The sequence below is a fragment of the Campylobacter sp. JH23 genome (assembly GCF_017846595.1).
GTDB classification, from domain to species: Bacteria; Campylobacterota; Campylobacteria; order Campylobacterales; family Campylobacteraceae; genus Campylobacter_D; species Campylobacter_D coli.
On record NZ_JAEQBP010000004.1, the window covers coordinates 242,912 to 260,105 of the forward strand.

Below are 17,194 nucleotides of genomic sequence, written 5' to 3' on the forward strand. Positions count from 1 at the left end.
ATTGACTGGGATAAAACTTATGCGGCAATTTATAGATCTAGAAAAGATTATTTAAAACCCATTATAGATCTTGATAATATCAGCTTAAATGATTTATTGGGCATGGAAGAACAAAAAAATGTCCTTTATCAAAATACTTTAAATTTTATCCATAATAAAGGAGCAAATCACGCACTTTTATGGGGTGCTAAGGGTACGGGTAAATCAAGCTTGATTAAGGCTATTTTTAATGAATTTAAAGACAAAGGCTTAAGGCTTGTAGAGTTAGCTAAAGATGATTTATTTGCTTTAGTTGATATTATCGATGAGTTAAGAGAACAGCCTTTTAAATTTATATTATTTTGTGATGATTTTTCCTTTGAAAAAAACGATGATAGTTATAAATTTTTAAAGCCCTTGTTAGAGGGTAGTATAGAAGCACCTCCGCAAAATATTATTATTTATGCGAGTTCTAATAGACGCCATTTATTAAGTGAAAGTATGAGTGATAATCAAGGAGTTCAAGTTGCTCATACAGAGCTTCATGCAAGCGATGCGGCTGAGGAGAGATTGAGTTTAAGCGATAGATTTGGCCTTTGGCTTAGTTTTTATCAAGGAAATTTAAACGAGTATTTAAAGCTTGTTGATTTTTATTTTAAAGATATAAAATGCGATAAAGAGCTTTTGCATAAAAAAGCAAAAGAATTTGCAAATTTAAGAGCAAGTAGAAGTGGAAGAACTGCAAAGCAATTTTATTTAGCCTTTAAGGAAAGTATTGAATGAATGGAGCTGATATTTTTAAAAAACTTCTTGCTTGCAATTTGGATTTTAAAGAATTTGATTGGCTTGAGAATCAAGGCTTGAGCGATTTTGAGCTTTTAATTTCTGTGATTTTAACCCAAAATACAAAATGGGATAATGTCTTAAAGGCGTTAAATAACTTAAAAAATGCGCGAATTTCAAGCTTAGAGCAGCTTTCAAATTTATCCAATCTAGAGCTTGCTACTCTGATAAAACCAAGTGGATTTTACAATACCAAAGCCAAACGCTTAAAAGAGTTAGCAAATAAGATTTTAGATACTTATAGCAATATAGAAAATTTTAAGAAAAATGTAGATCGAGAATGGCTTTTAAATACTAAAGGTTTAGGCTTTGAAAGCGTGGATAGCATTTTAAATTATCTTTGCAAAAGAGAAATTTTGGTTGTGGATAGCTATACGCAAAGATTGGCTACACATTTGGGTTATGAATTTGAAAATTATGAAGATTTAAGAGAATTTTTTGAAAGCGGCATAGAAAACGAGCAAGAAAATTTGTGTCAAATTTTAGAAAAAAAATACGAGCTTTTTGAACTTTATCAAATTTTCCATGCTGCGATTATTGCTTTTGGAAAAGTTGCCTTCAAGGGAGTAAAATTGACTTTAGAGGGTGAAAATTTGATTCAAAATTTAAAGGAAGAATAATGAAAGCAAAAGGAAGTGATTTAATTCCTGTATTGAGTATAGCTGGAAGTGATTGTAGTGGTGGGGCTGGCATACAAGCTGATCTTAAAACTTTTAGCGCTCACAATCTTTTTGGTATGAGTGTTGTTTTAAGTGTAGTGGCTGAAAATACTGCAAGAGTGATTTCAGTTCATGATATACCCGTTCAAAGTGTGGATGAGCAAATGCTTGCTGTTTTTGAAGATATAGTGCCAAAGGCGACTAAAATAGGAATGATAGGAACTTGTGAGTTGATGGAGTGTGTGGCTAGAAATTTAGAAAAATTCAAACCCCAAAATATAGTTATCGATCCTGTGATGTTTGCAAAAAATGGTTTTGCTTTAATGCCACAAGAAAATTGTGATTTTTTTAAAAAAACCATAGTGAAATTTGCAGATATTCTTACGCCTAATATCCCAGAAGCGGAATTTCTTTGCGATTTTAAAATAAAAAATGAAGAAGATATGATAAAAGCGGCTAAATATTTATGTACGCAAGGAGCAAAAGCTGTTTTGCTTAAAGGGGGGCATAGTGAAGAAAATGCCAATGATGTGCTTTTTGATGGTAATGAAATTTTTATTTTAAAAGGCGAACGCATAGAAACAAAAAACACTCATGGTACAGGTTGTACACTCTCTTCGGCAATTGCTAGTAATTTAGCCTTGGGAAAAGATTTGTATAATGCTGTAAGTGAGGCAAAAGAATATGTAAGAAATGCAATTTATTATTCTTTAAATTTAGGGAAGGGCTGTGGGCCAACTAACCATTTTTTCAGGTTTTTAAATGAAAAATGATTTAGATCTTAGTCTTTATCTTGTAGCAAGTCGTGGAAAAAAAAGTGACGAGCTTTTTTTAAACACGCTTGAAGAAGCGATAAAGGGTGGAGTAAGTATAATCCAACTTCGTGAAAAAGAATTAAGTTCAAGAGAATTTTACAAGCTTGGCTTGAAAGTACAAAAGCTTTGCAAGGAGTATGAAATACCCTTTTTAATCAATGATAGAATCGATATCGCCTTGGCTTTAGATGCTGATGGGGTGCATTTAGGGCAAGAGGATTTAGAAGTGCGCTTTGCAAGAAAAATTTTAGGTAAAGAAAAAATCATAGGCTTAAGTCTTAAGAACTTAGAACAATTAAAAGATATTGACGGGGCTGATTATTTAGGTTGTGGTGCGATTAAGGCTACTCCAACTAAAGAAAGTTCTGTTATAAGTTTTGAAACCTTGAGTCAAATTTGTGAAAAAAGCCCTATAGGCGTGGTAGCAATAGGCGGGATTGATAAAGAGCTGATTAAAGAGCTAAAGGGCATTAAAATAAGTGGCATTGCAGTAGTTAGAGCCATAATGGATGCGCAAAATGCTTATTTGGCAACTAAAGAGCTTAGGCAAGAAATGAATGAAAATTTATCTTTTAAATGAGACTGTTTTTGAGGGTGTGGAAAATCTTGTTTTAAATGAGATAGTTTTTTACGATTTTGGTGTCAATTTAGATGAATTTGATGCTTTACTTTGTACTTCAAAAAATGCCCTAAAAGCTTTAAAAAAAACAAAAAATAGTTTAAATTTAGATATTAATGTATATGCAGTAGGGCAAAACACTGCTCAATTTGCTAAGGATATGGGTTTTAAAAAGGTTCAATTTGCGCCAAAATCTTATGGAAGTGAGCTTTTTAATCATTTTAAAGAGGAATTAAAAAACCAAAAATGCCTTTATTTAAGGGCTGAAAATATAGCTTCTACTTTAAATTTAGATCTTAGAACTTATGGGGTAGATTTACAAGAAATCATTGTTTATAAGAATGTTTTTAAAAAAAGCAAGCAAACAATCCTTCATCCTGCTATTTTTATTTTTACTTCTCCTTTGAGTGTGGAAAATTTTTTTAAACAATATGATTTAAAAAAGGAAGATAAGGTCATAGCAATAGGGCAGAGCACAGCAAAAAAACTTACTCATCTAGATAATCTTTTTATAAGTTCTAAACAGGATTTAAAAGAGTGTGTGAAATTGGCTAAAAGTCTTATTTAGTTTGATTCCAAAATGATTCTTTTGTATGCAAGATAAAGGTTTTATTTATTAAAATTTCATCATTGACATTTTTTTGTGTATTTAACGCTATACTCATATGCGCGATTATGATACCATCTTGGCTTAAATTTGCATCTTTGTTGATCGCTTGAAATTTGAAATTTTTACACTGGGCTATGGGATAGTGGTATTGTATTTTGATTTTATCGTTTAAATTAGGATAGTGAAGCGTGATAGAATCTAAACATTCCTTTCCGTCTAATTTAGCTTGATAAAGTAAATATTTAACGAGTTTCTCATCGGCTAAAATTTGGGCTTGTAAATAATAATAAGCATCTTTTACAAATCTTGGTATATAACTTGAAGTGGTGATATTTAAACTAAGCCATATCCCTAAAGCACTGATTAAAAATACCAAGGATAGTAAAATATAGGCTCGTTTCATATGAATAACCTTTTTGTAAGGCAATATTCTTGCTCTTGTTCTTTTAAACATACTTTAAGTTTTTGTTTTTGTATTTCAAATAAGCTTACATTATCCATAAATATAGAGTATTGCTCAAGCTGATTATTAAAATAAGGATAGAGCTCATAATGAATTTTATCTTCTTTAAGAAATAATTTTATTCTAGCTTGGATAGGGATAAATTTACCCTTAAAAGAAGCAGTGATATTATTTTCTGAATGAATGAATATTTTTTTAATTTCTTTATTTACTAAAGCATAAATGATATTTTGCTCATCATTATACAATTCTTTTCGATTTTGAAGTTGAAGTTTAAAATTACTATTGGGAGAATATAAACTTGTATTGTTTTCTAAAATAAGGCTAGAATTTAATAATTTTTCTTTATTATCATCAAGATATAATAAATCATCTTTAAGCAAACAGCTTATATGATTTGGCTCAAAAGTAATATTAGTGCAAGTTTGAAGCAATTTTTCTAATCTTAACACACTTAAATGAGTTTTTAGTATCAAATCTTTCATTTTTAATTGTTGATTGTTTAAATAATAAAATTCCCACAATGTCCTTGATAGAAAAAGTGCTAAAAATCCGATTAGAATTAATACAAGAATAGTTTCAAAAAGACTAAAAGCTTTATTCATCGTAAAAATATAGGGAGTAATCTTGATTTTGAATATGTAATTTTTTAAATTGAAAGATATTATCATTTATAAAGTTTTCTTTAAAATCAAAAGTTTTTAAATTCTGTATATGAAGTTTTATATCTCTTTGATGAGGATCGGTATAAAGTTTATCTTGCAGTGTGTATAATCTTTCAAAATAATTTAAATAATCATGATTGTCATTTAGCTGATAAAATAATTTAGAAATACTTGTAAAAATTAATCCTAGGATAATTATACAAAGAATTAATTCTAAAAGCGAGAATGCAACTTTCATGTTGCACTAGCATTAAGAGCCTCAAAAAAAGTCCCACGGATACCTTTTTGCTCTAATACTTTAATCCCTTTTATGGTAACACCTGCAGGCGAGCAGATATTTTCCTTAATGATGGCTGGGTGCTCGTTTTCTAGCAAGGCTGCAGCACTTTTAAAAAGCGAACGAGTGAGATTTAAACTCAGCTCTTTTGATAATCCTTCATACACGCCAGCATTAGCAATGCTTTCAGCTACTAATGCTAAAAAAGCAGGAGCGCAACCGCTTATAGCCATCGCAGCATTCATTTGTTTTTCTTCGTTTAACTCATAAGCCTTGCCAAAAGTATTTAAAATTTCTATGACTTCATCTTTAAAATTTGAATTTTTTAAAACATAAGGAGTTGTGGAAGCTTTATATTTAGCTGCTGTATTTGGCATTATCCTTGCATAATTTTGGGCTTGGATAAGTTTTAATTTATCAAAATCCGTATTGGCTAAAACTGAAATTAAAATTTTTGCCTTGCCTTTTAAATTTGCTGCGACACTTTCTAAGGCATAAGGTTTAAAAGCTAAGATAATATTTTTATTTTCTATATTAAAATCTTTATAGAGTAAAGTTTTAAAACCTTCTTTTTCTAAAATTTGAAGCTTTTCTAAATTTCTACCGACTATATAGATATTATAAGAATCTTTTAATCCATAAGCCAAAGCTTGCGCCATCGCACCATTAGCAAGTATATATAAATCAGCTTTCATTACTTCTTAATATAATTTGCAATTTGATCCGCTTGAAAAAAGTTAGGATAAGCTACAGTATCTAAGATTACTTGCACCATGGAATTATTATCAAGATTAATAACCACAGGAGCTAGGAAATTTACAGTAGATTCTTCTATACTTTTAGCAATTGCTACTATATTGAAAATTTTCATATTTGACTCTGGTGTCAAAGAAAGCAATTCTTGGTAGTATGTAGGTATCTCAAATTCATAATCTGGTCTTATAAGATAAGGATTAATAAGAACAAAAGAAAAATCTTTTCCATCAAGACTTTTAAGTCTTACAAACACTTCATCAATGGTTGAAAATTCCATATTTTTGGTTTCTTCAAAACCTAAGATAGGGCATTTAACAGCTAGTGTCATTTTTTCTCCTCGAGTTTATAATAAAATATTTTATCACAAAATAAGCAATATTAGTTCCAAAATTTAAATTTATTTATTTATTTTCACTATAATTTTAACTAGAAATAATCATAAAGCATTTAAAATAGTGTATTTAACTAAAAAAATGAAAAAGGTAAAAATTAATGAAAAAAAATTTCTTTCTATGTATTTTATTGGGGATTTTATTCAGTGCTTGCAGTACAAAAAATGATGAAGGATTGTATAATTTAAGTGCAAATGAATGGTATAAACAAATCATTAAAGATTTGCAAGATAAAGATTTGGAAAAAGCTGATGATCATTATAATGGTATGGCAAGTGAGCATATAGCAGATCCGCTTTTAGAAACAACACAAATTATCTTAGCACAAGCACATATGGATGAAGAAGAATATCAATTAGCGGAGTTTTATTTAGATGAGTATAATAAAAAATTTGGAAATTCACGCAATGCAGATTATATTCGCTATCTTAAAATCAAAGCTAAATTTGATGCCTTTGCCGTGCCAAATCGTAACCAAGCTTTAATGCTTGAAAGCCAAAAAGAAATAGATAGTTTTTTAAATGATTATCCTTATACAGAATACGAACCTTTAGTACAGACTATGTTAACTAAATTTAATTTAGCTGTATTTTATTTAAATGATACAATACAGGATTTATATGAGCGTACAGGTCATACTCAAAGTGCTGAAATTTACCAAGAAAGATTGCAAGAAAGTGAGTTTTATCAACAAAGCATTATCAAGCCAGAACTTCCTTGGTATAGAAGTATATTTGAAAAATTTTAGATTTAAGGGAAACTGATGCAAATTGAAGAAATGCAAAATTATCCAAGTAATTTACCTATTTTAGTAGAAGATGAATTATTTTTATATCCATTTATGATTACCCCAATTTTTATTAGCGATTCAGCAAATATGAAAGCTTTGGATTTAGCTATTAAAAATGATTCAATGCTTTTTGTAGCCCCTTCAAAGCTCGAAAATGGAAGATCTTTTGATGAAATTTATGATTGTGGGGTAGTTGGAACGATTATGAGAAAAGTTCCCTTGCCTGATGGTAGAGTAAAAATACTTTTTCAAGGTTATGCTAAGGCTAGGATTATAAAACCACTTTCGAGCAAGCCCTTAGAGGCTAAAATAGAGCTAATTAAAGAAGAGTTTTTAGAGGGCACAAAAAAAGAAGCTTTACTGGATGTTTTAAAAGAAAAAGTTAGAGCTTTGGCAAATATTAGCCATTATTTTTCACCTGATTTGCTCCGAACTATAGATGAGGGTTTAGATGCTTCTAGAATTTGTGATTTGATTTTAAATACTGTTCGTATAAAAAAGCAAGAAGCTTATCAATTTTTTATCTTAACCGATCTAGAAGAAAAGCTTTTAAAATTAATAGACTTGATAGCCCAAGAGATAGAAGCCAATAAAATTCAAAAGGAAATTAAAAACAAAGTTCATTCTCGTATTGATAAAGTCAATAAAGAATATTTTTTAAAAGAGCAACTTAGACAAATTCAAAAAGAATTAGGTAGTGACAATCAAAAAGAAGACGAAGTTAGAGATTATTATAAAAAATTAGAAAGCAAAAAGAAATTTATGCACGAGGATGCTTATAAGGAAATTAAAAAGCAAATTGAAAAATTTGAACGTATACATCAGGATAATTCTGAAGCTTCTATGATACAAACTTATATTGAAACCGCTTTGGATGTGCCTTTTGAGAAAATAGCAAAGAAAAAACTTGATATCAAAGAAGTGGCTAAGCAGTTAAATCATGATCATTATGCTCTTAATAAACCAAAAGAGCGCATTGAAGAGTATTTTGCTGTTCGTGAGCTTTTAGAAAAACGCGGTGTAGCAGATAAAGATGGGGCTAAGGTTATACTTTGTCTTTATGGGCCTCCAGGAGTTGGAAAAACTTCACTGGCTAATTCTGTCGCTAAGGCCTTAAAAAGAGAACTTATTCGTATAGCTTTAGGGGGCTTAGAAGATGTGAATGAATTGCGCGGACACCGCCGTACCTATATAGGTGCGATGCCAGGGCGCATTACTCAGGGTTTAATTGAAGCAAAACAAATCAATCCTGTAGTTGTGCTTGATGAAATTGATAAGTTAAACAGAAGCTTTAGAGGTGATCCTAGCGCAGTTCTTTTAGAAATTTTAGATCCGGAGCAAAATTCTAAATTTAGGGATTATTATTTAAATTTTAATCTTGATTTAAGCAAGGTGATTTTTATAGCAACAGCTAATGATATAAGCAATATACCTGCTCCTTTAAGAGATAGGATGGAATTTATAGAGTTAAGCTCTTACACTCCAAATGAAAAATTTCACATTACTAAAAAATATTTAATTCCTGATGAACTTAAAAAACATGGATTAAAATCTAGTGAATTAGATATTAATGATGAGACTATAGAGCTTATCATAAGCGAATACACTAGAGAATCAGGGGTAAGAAATCTACGCAGAAAGATAGCTGAACTGTGCCGTAAAAGTGCTAAAAAATTACTTTTAGAAAATATCAAAAAAGTAAGTATCAATGTTAAAAATTTAAATGAATTTTTAGATAAAAAAGTTTTTGAGATAGAAAAGCATGATGGAGAAAACCGCATAGGACAAGTCAATGGCTTAGCATGGACCAGTGTGGGTGGAGATGTTTTAAAGGTTGAAGCGATTAAGATCAAAGGCAAGGGAGAGTTAACTCTTACTGGAAGTTTGGGTGATGTGATGAAAGAATCTGCTAGAATTGCTTTTAGTGTGATTAAGGTTTTAATCGATGAAGGGAAGATTAAAATTCCTAAAAAGATGATTCTTGATCCTAAAACTAATGTTTATGATAGTTATAATTTGCACATCCATGTACCCGATGGTGCAACTCCAAAAGATGGACCAAGTGCTGGAATTACGATGAGTACAGCTATTGCTTCAGTTTTTAGTGATAAAAAAGTTCGTTCTGATGTAGCAATGACAGGGGAAATAGATTTGGCGGGTAATGTATTGCCTATAGGAGGGCTCAAAGAAAAGCTTATCGCAGCATATAAGGCTGATATTAAAATAGCTTTGATTCCAAAGAAAAATTACGAAAGAGATTTAAAAGATATTCCTGATGAGGTTAAAGATAATATGAAAATAATTGGAGTTAAAGATTTTGATGAGGTTTTAAAATACGCTTTGGTTTAAAATCTAGAGCGAGGGGAGAAAAAGGCAAAATATTGATTTTGCCTTTTTTAATAACTTATAGTCCTTCGAAAGGATTGTTAACTACTTCTTTTCTATCTACTATATAAGGAATAAGAGCTACATGTCTAGCGCGTTTGATAGCAACTTCTACCATTTCTTGGTATTTTTTGCTTGTTCCTGTTAAGCGGCGAGGCATGATTTTAAATCTTTCTGATAAAGCATGTTTTAACATAGCTGTATCTTTATAATCAATAAATTCAACTTTTGCTTCTGTGTATTTGCAATATTTGCGAGAGTATTTTCTTTTTTCTGCCATAGTTTATCCTTTAAAATGGTAAATCGGTGTCATCGCTATCATAAGCATCAACATCAATTTCTTTAATTTTTTCTTGGTTTTGGTTAGGATTTTGTGTTTTTGTTTGTGCTTGCTGTGGAGCTTTTTTGAAATTATTTTCACTCATATAAGGATCATAACTTTGGTTTTCATAATTTGAATAATTATTATTAGCTCCATAATTATTTCCACCATTGTTAAAATTTCCACCTTGTTGAGGATTGTTTCCTAGCATTTCCATGTTTTCAACTTGAACGCTGTGCTTAGAGCGCATTTGTCCATTTTGATCATTCCATTGTTCAAATCTTAAACGACCTTCTATAAGGACTTTAGAACCCTTAGAGAGATATTGGTTTGCTACTTCAGCAGTACGACCATAAAAGCTAATATCGATAAAGCAAGTTTCTTCTCGTCTTTCTCCATTTGTGGTAAACCTTCTTGTTACCGCGATAGCCGAAGCTCCGATAGCGTTTCCATTTTGACCATAACGCATTTCTATATCGCGTGTTAGATTACCTACCAAAACAACTTTATTAAACATTTTTTTCCTTATTGAATTTCAGGCGCGTCTAAAGGTTTGATCTCTTTTTTAGACTGTTTGATGCCATGGCTTAGTTTTTCCCAAGCTGCAATTTCTTTTTTATTTTCATATTTTACAATCAAAAATCTTATTACTTCCTCTGTAATTCTTAAAATTCTTTCAAGCTCTGCAATTAAGTTTGTAGGAGCTTTGAAATAAATTACAAAATAAGTTCCTCTTTCGTATTTTTTGATTTTATACGCTAATTTTCTAGTGCCCATTGGAACAACGGTTTCAATTTCTGCACCATTTTTTACAAGGACTTCTTTTACGAATTCCAACTTTGCATTCACTTCCTCTTCGGTAAGCGTTGGTTTTAAAATAAATAAAACCTCATAATGTTTCATATATTCTCCTTTTGGATGTTAAGCCTATGTTTTTCACAGGCAAGGATTTTGCAAAGTTTTTACAATGCAAAGCTTAATTATATCAAAATATACTTAATCTTTACTTTTCGGGCGTCAATAGAGAATGTTTAATTTAGCTTTATGTTGATTATCATTTGTTACTTAATTACAACATATTAAAAAAAATTAATATTTATATACTTGCTTATTTTGATTTTATGTTATTATTTATTTTGATGATACCTGAGTTTAGATAATTAAAATACGGGAGGATATTTCATGCAAAATGCAAAACCTATACGATGGTTTACTTTTATTGTTTTAGTGATTGGCGGGGGAACGGTTTTTAAACTTTCTTCTTTAAAAGATGCTTTTTATGTACCTATGCAAGAATTTATGAATCTTAGCAATACTCAAATTGGGCTTGCGCTTTCAGTATATGGGATAGTTCAGACTGTAGGAAATTTCGCTTCTATTTATATAGCAGATAGATTTTCCAAAAAAATTCTTATTCCTTTTTCATTGATTTGCGTTGGCTTGGTGGGAATTTATATTTCTACTTTTCCTTCATTTTATGGAATTTTGATTGCTTGGGGTTTGCTTTCTTTGTTTGGTGAAGTGGTGTATTGGCCTGTGCTTTTAAAGGCTATTCGTTTACTTGGAGACTCTACTCAACAAGGAAGACTTTTTGGATTTTTAGAAGCAGGGCGTGGGGTTGTAGATACTATAGTTGCTTTTAGTGCTTTAGGGATTTTCTTACTTTTGGGTTCTGGATCAGGTGGACTTAAAGCCGCTATACTTTTTTATAGTGCTTGTGTAATTATTGCGGGTATATTAGCATATTTTCTACTTGAAGATGATAAGATCAGCACTAAAGATGACGAGGGGCATGAAATCAGTAAAAATAAAGCTGCTTGGAATGGAGTTATAAAAGCTGTTAAAACACCTGAAATTTGGGTAGTTTCTTTGACAATTTTTACTATTTATTCGGTGTATTGTGGACTTACATATTTTATACCTTTTTTAAAAGATATTTATGGTATGCCAGTAGCTTTGGTGGGTGCTTATGGTATTATCAATCAATATACTTTAAAATTGGTTGGAGGACCAATTGGAGGCTATTTGGCAGATAAGACTTTCCGTTCTTCTACAAGATACTTGCGCTTTGCTCTTATTTTGGCTGCAGTTGCAATTTTAATTTTTATTTTTATGCCGCATGAAAAGTTAAATATTTATTTTGGAATGAGTTTAACTTTAGGGTTTGCAGCTATTGTTTTTACTATGCGTGCTACATTTTTTGCTCCTGTGGATGAGATTGAAATGCCAAGAGAGATCAGTGGTGCTGCGATGAGTATAGCTTGTATATTTGGTTATTCTCCACAACTTTTTTGTTTCGCGCTTTATGGTTTTATTATAGATCAGTTTAAAGGTTTATTGGGATATCAAATCGTTTTTGCCTTAATGGGATTTTTTGCGATTTGTGGAGTGATTATAACAACTATCTTGCTTAGAATGATAGCTAAGAAAAAAACATTACAAGAGGTAGCATGATGAAAATTGGTTTAGAAACAGAAAGTATGCACCTTTGGTTTCAAAATGGCAGAATGGATATATTTTCTTATATCGATTTTGCTGAGGAGCTAGGTTGTGATGGCATTATTATAAATATTATCAAAGATTTTGGCTTGGATGAGGAGTGGGGCTGTTTAGGAAGCAACGATGAGGGTCATCTTAAAAAAATTAAAGAAAAATTAGACACGTATGGTATGTATTGCGAGATTGATTCTAAGGGTTTTGATAAGGACAAATTTGAAAAAATTGCGAAAGTTTCTCAGCTTTTAGGGGCTAAAATCATCCGTTCTTATGTGCCCTTGACAGACAAAAATAAAAAGGTTAAAAATGCTAGCGATGGAGCTTATGATGATTCTAAAATCACGGCCAAATTTGACAAGAGTGAATTTTTAAGCACGGCAGATGAGATCAAGGCTTTAATTCCGCTTTTAGAAGAGTATGATTTAAAACTTGCCATTGAAAATCATGAATATCAAACTTCTGATGATTTACTTGAATTATTAAATTTGATTCATCATCCTAGAATAGGATTTTTATATGATTTTGGGAATTCAATGATGGCTTATGAAGAGCCTATTAAAGCTTGTGAGAATATGGCTAAGCATACTTTTAGTACACATTGTAAAGATCATATCGTATTTATAGAAGATGATACTAAGTATGTATGTGGTGTACCTTTGGGTGAGGGAAATTTGGATATTAAGACTTGTGTAGAAATTTTAAAACAAGCTGGATTAGATCGTATCAATGTAGAACAATGCTATCCTTATTGTGCTACTTTTAAGAGAGAAGAGGGTACGGGTGGGGTTAAAGAGCTGGGCAAAGGAGCTTTTAAAATTGAAAAGCCCTTGTTTAATGACTTAAAAGCAATGCAGTATTATTATCCTCAAGAGGTTTCTAAAGAACATCTAGAAAGACTTTTAATTTTGCAAAAAGAGGGTTGTGAAAGAAGTGTGAAATATCTAAAGAGTATTATATAAACAAGCTTTGATCTAAAGCTTGTTTGATTTCTTCAAGTATAGCAAAGCGTTTTTTATACATTGAACGCTTGCTGCTTGGAATTTCTTCAAGATTTTTTCGCTTGTGAGAAAGTTCATAATATAAATGATTATTGATCTTGACAAGCTTTCCCCCATTTTCTAGCCAAATTTTTTGATAATCAACAAAATAGCCTTTATCCTCTCCTTTTTGAGAGCGGATTTGATTTTTTTCATGGACTCCAAGCGTGGCATCGAGTTTTAAAGATACACAAAGCATTTTAATACACTCTATAAGCAGGGCAATAGGACGCAATCCGTAGCATTTTTTTTGTAAAGATTTTATTGATATCTAAAACATTAAAATCAGAGTATTGATAACCTTGTATGCAAGAAATTAAAAGCTTATTATCTAAGGTAAAACAAAAACAGCATTGTTCAATGGTGCGTTTTGATATCTTAAAGAAAGTGCCCAAAAACCCTCTTTGGATACATGACGATTGCTTCCTAAGTAGAGTTCAAAATCTTCATCAAATTTGAAAATAATTTGATCTTGGGGTAGAAATTTAAAACTTTCAAGTCCCTTGTTTACATCATAAATCAAAGTTTTAACACGCTCATTAGCGCTAAAGCTTTTATCGCAAAATCTTCTTGTGACATTGTAGCAAGCATCGGGTCTATTTGAAAAAAAGTTCTTTAGGTGTTCATTTCCTTTCATATTGAGCGTTTTTTCAAGAAATTTAACTTGAGGATAGTATAAAAATTTTCTAGAATAAAATCGCATATGACGCCAAAAAATAGTACTTTTGGATTTGTCATTAAAATTAGGTATAGGAAATTTAAATAAATTCATTGCATCACTCTCATGATATCGTTAAATGTTGCAAAAACCATCAAGCTTAAAAGCAAAGCCATTCCTCCATAGCTAAGGTATTCAAAAGCTCTTGGTGGAACTTTGCGTCTAAAAATCATTTCATAAAGATTAAAAAGTATATGTCCTCCATCTAGCATAGGGATAGGCAAGAGATTTAAAATTCCTAAATTGATGGAGATTAAAGCAGTGATAAATAGCAATACAACCAAGCTTTTCTCAGCCGCCTTTGAAGTAAGCTCAGTCATGGTGATAATACCACCTAAATTTTTAGCCTCAACTTCACCACTTATGAGTTTAACGATACCTTTTACTATAAGAGTAGAAGCTTTAATGCTCTCATCTAAAGCATAATTTATACTTTGCATGCCTTGATGATAGATTATAGTGGTGCTTCCACTAGGGCTTACTCCAAGCTGGGCTTTTGAAACAACTTGTCCAAAATCATTATAAGCTTGTCCTAGTTTTGGAGTGATAAGAAATTCTAAATTTTCTCCTTTTCTGTCGATAAGAATTTTTAAGGGTTCAAGACTTAGGTGATTAGAAATTTCATCAAAACTTTGAATTTTTATGCCATTTATAGCAAGTATAGTGTCATTATTTTCAAGTCCTGCTAAAGCTGCAGCTGAATTAGGTGCGATATTTCCTATTTGTGGACTTAGTTTTTGTATGCCTAAATTTCCTATGGCTATGTAAAGCAAAAAGGCTAGGAAAAGATTAAAAAAAGGTCCTGCAAAAAGAATATAAATTTTTTTCATAGGGCTTAAAATACTATAGCTATCTTGATCCTGATTTTCTAAACCAGGTTGCATATCATCTTGCCCCTTAAGCTTAACATAACCGCCTAATGGTAAAGCACTCAAGCGGTATTTGGTACCTTTAAATTCACGCTCAAATAAGCTTTGTCCAAAACCTATGCTAAAAATTTCTACTTTAACACCTAAGGATTTTGCTGCTAAAAAATGACCTAGTTCGTGAAAGAAAATCAAAAAAGAAATAACTAAGATGGTTGCTAAAAATTCTATAGAGTAAAATTTAAACCCAAGAATTAAAATCAAAGCTAAAAAAAGTAAAGATTTCATTGTAATTTTCCTTTGCTTTGCTTAACATAACTAAAAATATACTCAAATCCTGAATAAAGCGTGAGAAATAAAGCAATGTAAAGCAAGATATCTCCACCTATCCATTCCATAGTTAAAAACCCTATGGCTATCATTTGAAAAGTTGTTTTTAATTTTCCAGTAAAAGAAGCATTGACATTTAAATTTTCACTTACCATAACCACGCGAAAACCCGTGATAAAAAATTCGCGCACTAAGATAAGATAAACAATCCATTCATTAGCCTTTCCTGATAGAAGAAGGCCTAAAAAAGCTGCTAGGGTTAACATTTTATCTGCTAGAGGATCTAAAATTCCACCAAGCTTTGTGGTTTGTTGTAAGGTTCTAGCTATAAAGCCGTCAAAAAAATCACTCAAGGCTGCCAAAGCAAAAGTTAAAGCAGCAAAATAATTAATCCAGCTTTGATGTATATTATCAAATTTATAACTCAATAAAAAAAAGAGCAAGGGTGCTAAAATCATCCTTAGCACAGCTAAAGTATTGGGTATGTTCATAAAAAACCTTATTTTAGATTAAGATAAAACTATTAGATAAAATTGTATAAGATTTAGGCAAAGCTTTAGTAAAAAAATATTTAAATTTATATTTTTTTGAAATATAATGTAAAAAATATAAACACCTTGCCTAAAAGAGCAAGGTAAAAATCAAAGAAATTGAACTATCTTGTCAAATTCAAAGCGATTTTTTTGTGGAATTTTCTCATCATTAGAATACCCTAAAGCTATCACCAAAGTAGATTTTTCTTTTTTAGTATCAAGCAAAAGATAAGAATCGAGTTTTTCTTTATCAAAACCGCCTATGGTACAACTTGCTATATTTAAAGCATTGGCACTATAAAGTATACTCGCAAGTGCTATATGAGCTTGTTCTCTTGCATAGGATATTTTTTGTTCTTGACTAAGGGATTGTAAAAAAGGCATATAAGTATCTAAGCGTTTTTGAATTTCTGCTTCACTCATATCTCTTTTTCTAAGCTTATCTTCAAAATAATCTAAAAAATCAAGCCTTGAAACAATGATAATTAACGCCCCGCAATCTTTTACATGTTGTTGTTGATTGCAAATTTGAGCCAGCTCTTCTTTTTTATTGTCATCTTGCACCACTAAAAATCTCCAAGGCTCAAGCCCTAAAGAACTAGGACTTAATCTTGCTATCTCTAAAATAGTATCCAAATCTTCTTTTTTAAGTTTTTCATTTTTAAAATTTCTACAAGAATATCTTGTGCTAAAAATTTCAAGTTCTGTTTTCATCACTTCTCCTTATAAAATTCAACCACTTCATCAAATTTTAAACGTTGAGTAGGGTATTTTGGCTCGTGAGCTTGATAGCCCAAAGATAAGATCACAGCCGTTTCAAAAGGATGCTCAAGTTTAAGAAAATCATCCACCTTATCTTTTTCATAGCCTCCTATCATACAAGAATCAATCCCCAAACTCATCGCAGCTAGCGACATTTGCATCATTGCAAGATAGCATTGAAGTTGTGCAAAATGATAAAGTTCTTTTTCATTCATTGCATCAGTATCGTGAGTATAAATCTTTAAAATTCTTTGAAAATTTTCTTCCTTGGAGCCTGCAAAACGACGAATCTATTTTTGTGCAAATTCATCCTTGCTTTGCAAGTCTTTTCTTGCTAAAAGAATGATATTATGACTCGCACTTGCTACGCTTGCTTGATCAAAACAAAGTTTAGCAAGCTTTTGATTGTCTTCTTTTTTGTCTAGTATGATAAATTTCCAAGGCTCAAATCCATGCGAGCTTGGGGCTAAGACTCCGCTTTCTAAGATAAAATGCAAATCTTCTTCACTGATTTTTTTATCATTAAAAAGTTTACAAGCTCTGCGTTTTGAAATTAGTTCTTTAAAATTCATTTTATTCCTTAAAATCAAAAATAATAATATTAATTATAAAATGCAAAGCTTAATCAAAAAATATTATAGTTTGATATTTTTCTTAAAAACAAAACCAGATTTTTCAAAACCCATTTTTTGGATATAAAATTCATGAGCTTGTGTTCTAAAAAAAACTTGAACTTAGTTCTAATTCTTGATATAATTAGATTCAGTATTATACAAGGAGTTAATAAATATGCGGCAAGGTATTCTTAAATAAACTGTCAATTTGATAGTGGGAACAAAAAGTAGCAGTCCCGTTTCACTTTTAATATGGGGCTTAG

At 31.0% G+C, this 17,194-nt stretch carries 20 protein-coding genes and 3 pseudogenes; 9 read left to right on the plus strand and 14 right to left on the minus strand.

All coding sequences use genetic code 11. The features are described from left to right. The 5 genes from KAR88_RS05620 to KAR88_RS05640 are packed head-to-tail and all read left to right on the plus strand — an operon-like array spanning position 1 to position 3,483. On the plus strand, positions 1–762 hold the full coding sequence (locus tag KAR88_RS05620; RefSeq protein WP_025431509.1) for an ATP-binding protein: 762 nt from the start codon (positions 1–3) through the stop codon (positions 760–762). Further along, the gene (locus KAR88_RS05625; protein ID WP_192801295.1) at positions 759–1,442 is read left to right on the plus strand and encodes a 3-methyladenine DNA glycosylase; all 684 of its coding nucleotides are present in this window, start codon (positions 759–761) and stop codon (positions 1,440–1,442) included. Before KAR88_RS05620 ends, KAR88_RS05625 begins: the two co-directional genes overlap by 4 nt. Beyond that, positions 1,442–2,254 (plus strand): bifunctional hydroxymethylpyrimidine kinase/phosphomethylpyrimidine kinase, encoded by an 813-nt coding sequence (gene thiD / locus KAR88_RS05630; RefSeq protein ID WP_002786353.1) that lies wholly within the window; start codon positions 1,442–1,444, stop codon positions 2,252–2,254. The genes KAR88_RS05625 and thiD overlap by 1 nt, the downstream gene beginning before the upstream one ends. Continuing rightward, on the plus strand, positions 2,244–2,876 hold the full coding sequence (thiE, locus tag KAR88_RS05635) for a thiamine phosphate synthase (protein ID WP_002783359.1): 633 nt from the start codon (positions 2,244–2,246) through the stop codon (positions 2,874–2,876). Before thiD ends, thiE begins: the two co-directional genes overlap by 11 nt. Continuing rightward, on the plus strand, positions 2,854–3,483 hold the full coding sequence (locus tag KAR88_RS05640) for a uroporphyrinogen-III synthase (RefSeq protein WP_002783358.1): 630 nt from the start codon (positions 2,854–2,856) through the stop codon (positions 3,481–3,483). Before thiE ends, KAR88_RS05640 begins: the two co-directional genes overlap by 23 nt. Here the strand turns inward: KAR88_RS05640 and KAR88_RS05645 are convergent. The 5 genes from KAR88_RS05645 to fliW are packed head-to-tail and all read right to left on the minus strand — an operon-like array spanning position 3,476 to position 6,014. Beyond that, positions 3,476–3,928, minus strand: coding sequence for a hypothetical protein (locus KAR88_RS05645; RefSeq protein ID WP_002777117.1), 453 nt, complete (start codon positions 3,926–3,928; stop codon positions 3,476–3,478). The two genes, KAR88_RS05640 and KAR88_RS05645, sit on opposite strands and share 8 nt — an antisense overlap. Then, entirely contained in the window at positions 3,925–4,593 is a 669-nt protein-coding gene (locus KAR88_RS05650; protein WP_002790524.1) for a hypothetical protein, read from the minus strand. Before KAR88_RS05650 ends, KAR88_RS05645 begins: the two co-directional genes overlap by 4 nt. Beyond that, entirely contained in the window at positions 4,586–4,891 is a 306-nt protein-coding gene (locus KAR88_RS05655; protein WP_002790525.1) for a hypothetical protein, read from the minus strand. The genes KAR88_RS05650 and KAR88_RS05655 overlap by 8 nt, the downstream gene beginning before the upstream one ends. Continuing rightward, positions 4,888–5,625: a pyrroline-5-carboxylate reductase gene (locus KAR88_RS05660; RefSeq protein ID WP_002780246.1), complete on the minus strand. Its 738-nt coding sequence runs from the start codon at positions 5,623–5,625 to the stop codon at positions 4,888–4,890. The genes KAR88_RS05655 and KAR88_RS05660 overlap by 4 nt, the downstream gene beginning before the upstream one ends. Further along, positions 5,625–6,014 carry a flagellar assembly protein FliW gene (gene fliW / locus KAR88_RS05665; RefSeq protein ID WP_002777093.1) on the minus strand — a complete coding sequence of 130 codons (390 nt, stop codon included), beginning with the start codon at positions 6,012–6,014 and terminating at the stop codon, positions 5,625–5,627. The genes KAR88_RS05660 and fliW overlap by 1 nt, the downstream gene beginning before the upstream one ends. 164 nt (positions 6,015–6,178) lie before the next feature. Here fliW and bamD point away from each other — a divergent pair, with 164 nt between their 5' ends. Beyond that, complete coding sequence (bamD, locus tag KAR88_RS05670; RefSeq protein WP_002780248.1) at positions 6,179–6,826, plus strand: outer membrane protein assembly factor BamD; 648 nt, start codon at positions 6,179–6,181, stop codon at positions 6,824–6,826. Between the two features lie 15 nt (positions 6,827–6,841). Next, entirely contained in the window at positions 6,842–9,217 is a 2,376-nt protein-coding gene (gene lon / locus KAR88_RS05675; protein ID WP_002783351.1) for an endopeptidase La, read from the plus strand. A gap of 55 nt (positions 9,218–9,272) precedes the next feature. Here lon and rpsR read toward each other — a convergent pair whose 3' ends face one another. The 3 genes from rpsR to rpsF are packed head-to-tail and all read right to left on the minus strand — an operon-like array spanning position 9,273 to position 10,478. Beyond that, the gene (gene rpsR, locus KAR88_RS05680; protein ID WP_002777087.1) at positions 9,273–9,533 is read right to left on the minus strand and encodes a 30S ribosomal protein S18; all 261 of its coding nucleotides are present in this window, start codon (positions 9,531–9,533) and stop codon (positions 9,273–9,275) included. Positions 9,534–9,543: 10 nt separating this feature from the next. After that, positions 9,544–10,092: a single-stranded DNA-binding protein gene (locus KAR88_RS05685; protein WP_002777084.1), complete on the minus strand. Its 549-nt coding sequence runs from the start codon at positions 10,090–10,092 to the stop codon at positions 9,544–9,546. A gap of 8 nt (positions 10,093–10,100) precedes the next feature. Then, entirely contained in the window at positions 10,101–10,478 is a 378-nt protein-coding gene (gene rpsF / locus KAR88_RS05690; RefSeq protein WP_002777082.1) for a 30S ribosomal protein S6, read from the minus strand. A gap of 279 nt (positions 10,479–10,757) precedes the next feature. Between rpsF and KAR88_RS05695 the strand changes: the two genes are divergently transcribed. Beyond that, positions 10,758–12,029, plus strand: coding sequence for an MFS transporter (locus KAR88_RS05695; protein ID WP_150966198.1), 1,272 nt, complete (start codon positions 10,758–10,760; stop codon positions 12,027–12,029). Continuing rightward, a complete protein-coding gene (locus KAR88_RS05700; protein ID WP_150966200.1) occupies positions 12,029–13,030 on the plus strand; it encodes a TIM barrel protein in 1,002 nt (333 codons plus the stop codon). The genes KAR88_RS05695 and KAR88_RS05700 overlap by 1 nt, the downstream gene beginning before the upstream one ends. On the opposite strand, the pseudogene KAR88_RS05705 reads toward KAR88_RS05700, so the two are convergent. The 6 genes and pseudogenes from KAR88_RS05705 to KAR88_RS05730 all read right to left on the minus strand — a co-directional run. After that, positions 13,023–13,880 (minus strand): annotated as a pseudogene (locus KAR88_RS05705) (VirK family antimicrobial peptide resistance protein). The gene KAR88_RS05700 and the pseudogene KAR88_RS05705 overlap by 8 nt on opposite strands. Further along, positions 13,877–14,980: an RIP metalloprotease RseP gene (gene rseP / locus KAR88_RS05710; protein WP_002780260.1), complete on the minus strand. Its 1,104-nt coding sequence runs from the start codon at positions 14,978–14,980 to the stop codon at positions 13,877–13,879. Before rseP ends, KAR88_RS05705 begins: the two are co-directional and overlap by 4 nt. Next, positions 14,977–15,513, minus strand: coding sequence for a CDP-diacylglycerol--glycerol-3-phosphate 3-phosphatidyltransferase (gene pgsA, locus KAR88_RS05715; RefSeq protein ID WP_002777068.1), 537 nt, complete (start codon positions 15,511–15,513; stop codon positions 14,977–14,979). The genes rseP and pgsA overlap by 4 nt, the downstream gene beginning before the upstream one ends. A gap of 150 nt (positions 15,514–15,663) precedes the next feature. Beyond that, positions 15,664–16,269: an NAD(P)H-dependent oxidoreductase gene (locus KAR88_RS05720; RefSeq protein WP_002777066.1), complete on the minus strand. Its 606-nt coding sequence runs from the start codon at positions 16,267–16,269 to the stop codon at positions 15,664–15,666. Further along, positions 16,269–16,889: pseudogene (locus KAR88_RS05725) on the minus strand (NAD(P)H-dependent oxidoreductase). The gene KAR88_RS05720 and the pseudogene KAR88_RS05725 overlap by 1 nt, the downstream one beginning before the upstream one ends. 63 nt (positions 16,890–16,952) lie before the next feature. Beyond that, a pseudogene (locus KAR88_RS05730) lies at positions 16,953–17,070 on the minus strand (N-acetyltransferase); the annotation flags it as partial. Between the last annotated feature and the right edge of the window lie 124 nt (positions 17,071–17,194).

Bases quoted from the DNA above. Each gene is read 5' to 3' on its own strand.
- KAR88_RS05660 (WP_002780246.1), bottom strand. From the start codon at position 5,625: ATGAAAGCTGATTTATATATACTTGCTAATGGTGCGATGGCGCAAGCT.
- thiE (WP_002783359.1), top strand. From the start codon at position 2,244: ATGAAAAATGATTTAGATCTTAGTCTTTATCTTGTAGCAAGTCGTGGA.
- KAR88_RS05685 (WP_002777084.1), bottom strand. From the start codon at position 10,092: ATGTTTAATAAAGTTGTTTTGGTAGGTAATCTAACACGCGATATAGAA.
- KAR88_RS05655 (WP_002790525.1), bottom strand. From the start codon at position 4,891: ATGAAAGTTGCATTCTCGCTTTTAGAATTAATTCTTTGTATAATTATC.
- fliW (WP_002777093.1), bottom strand. From the start codon at position 6,014: ATGACACTAGCTGTTAAATGCCCTATCTTAGGTTTTGAAGAAACCAAA.
- lon (WP_002783351.1), top strand. From the start codon at position 6,842: ATGCAAATTGAAGAAATGCAAAATTATCCAAGTAATTTACCTATTTTA.
- rseP (WP_002780260.1), bottom strand. From the start codon at position 14,980: ATGAAATCTTTACTTTTTTTAGCTTTGATTTTAATTCTTGGGTTTAAA.
- KAR88_RS05720 (WP_002777066.1), bottom strand. From the start codon at position 16,269: ATGAAAACAGAACTTGAAATTTTTAGCACAAGATATTCTTGTAGAAAT.
- KAR88_RS05650 (WP_002790524.1), bottom strand. From the start codon at position 4,593: ATGAATAAAGCTTTTAGTCTTTTTGAAACTATTCTTGTATTAATTCTA.
- KAR88_RS05695 (WP_150966198.1), top strand. From the start codon at position 10,758: ATGCAAAATGCAAAACCTATACGATGGTTTACTTTTATTGTTTTAGTG.
- KAR88_RS05645 (WP_002777117.1), bottom strand. From the start codon at position 3,928: ATGAAACGAGCCTATATTTTACTATCCTTGGTATTTTTAATCAGTGCT.
- rpsF (WP_002777082.1), bottom strand. From the start codon at position 10,478: ATGAAACATTATGAGGTTTTATTTATTTTAAAACCAACGCTTACCGAA.
- KAR88_RS05700 (WP_150966200.1), top strand. From the start codon at position 12,029: ATGAAAATTGGTTTAGAAACAGAAAGTATGCACCTTTGGTTTCAAAAT.
- bamD (WP_002780248.1), top strand. From the start codon at position 6,179: ATGAAAAAAAATTTCTTTCTATGTATTTTATTGGGGATTTTATTCAGT.
- rpsR (WP_002777087.1), bottom strand. From the start codon at position 9,533: ATGGCAGAAAAAAGAAAATACTCTCGCAAATATTGCAAATACACAGAA.
- pgsA (WP_002777068.1), bottom strand. From the start codon at position 15,513: ATGAACATACCCAATACTTTAGCTGTGCTAAGGATGATTTTAGCACCC.
- KAR88_RS05640 (WP_002783358.1), top strand. From the start codon at position 2,854: ATGAAAATTTATCTTTTAAATGAGACTGTTTTTGAGGGTGTGGAAAAT.
- KAR88_RS05625 (WP_192801295.1), top strand. From the start codon at position 759: ATGAATGGAGCTGATATTTTTAAAAAACTTCTTGCTTGCAATTTGGAT.
- thiD (WP_002786353.1), top strand. From the start codon at position 1,442: ATGAAAGCAAAAGGAAGTGATTTAATTCCTGTATTGAGTATAGCTGGA.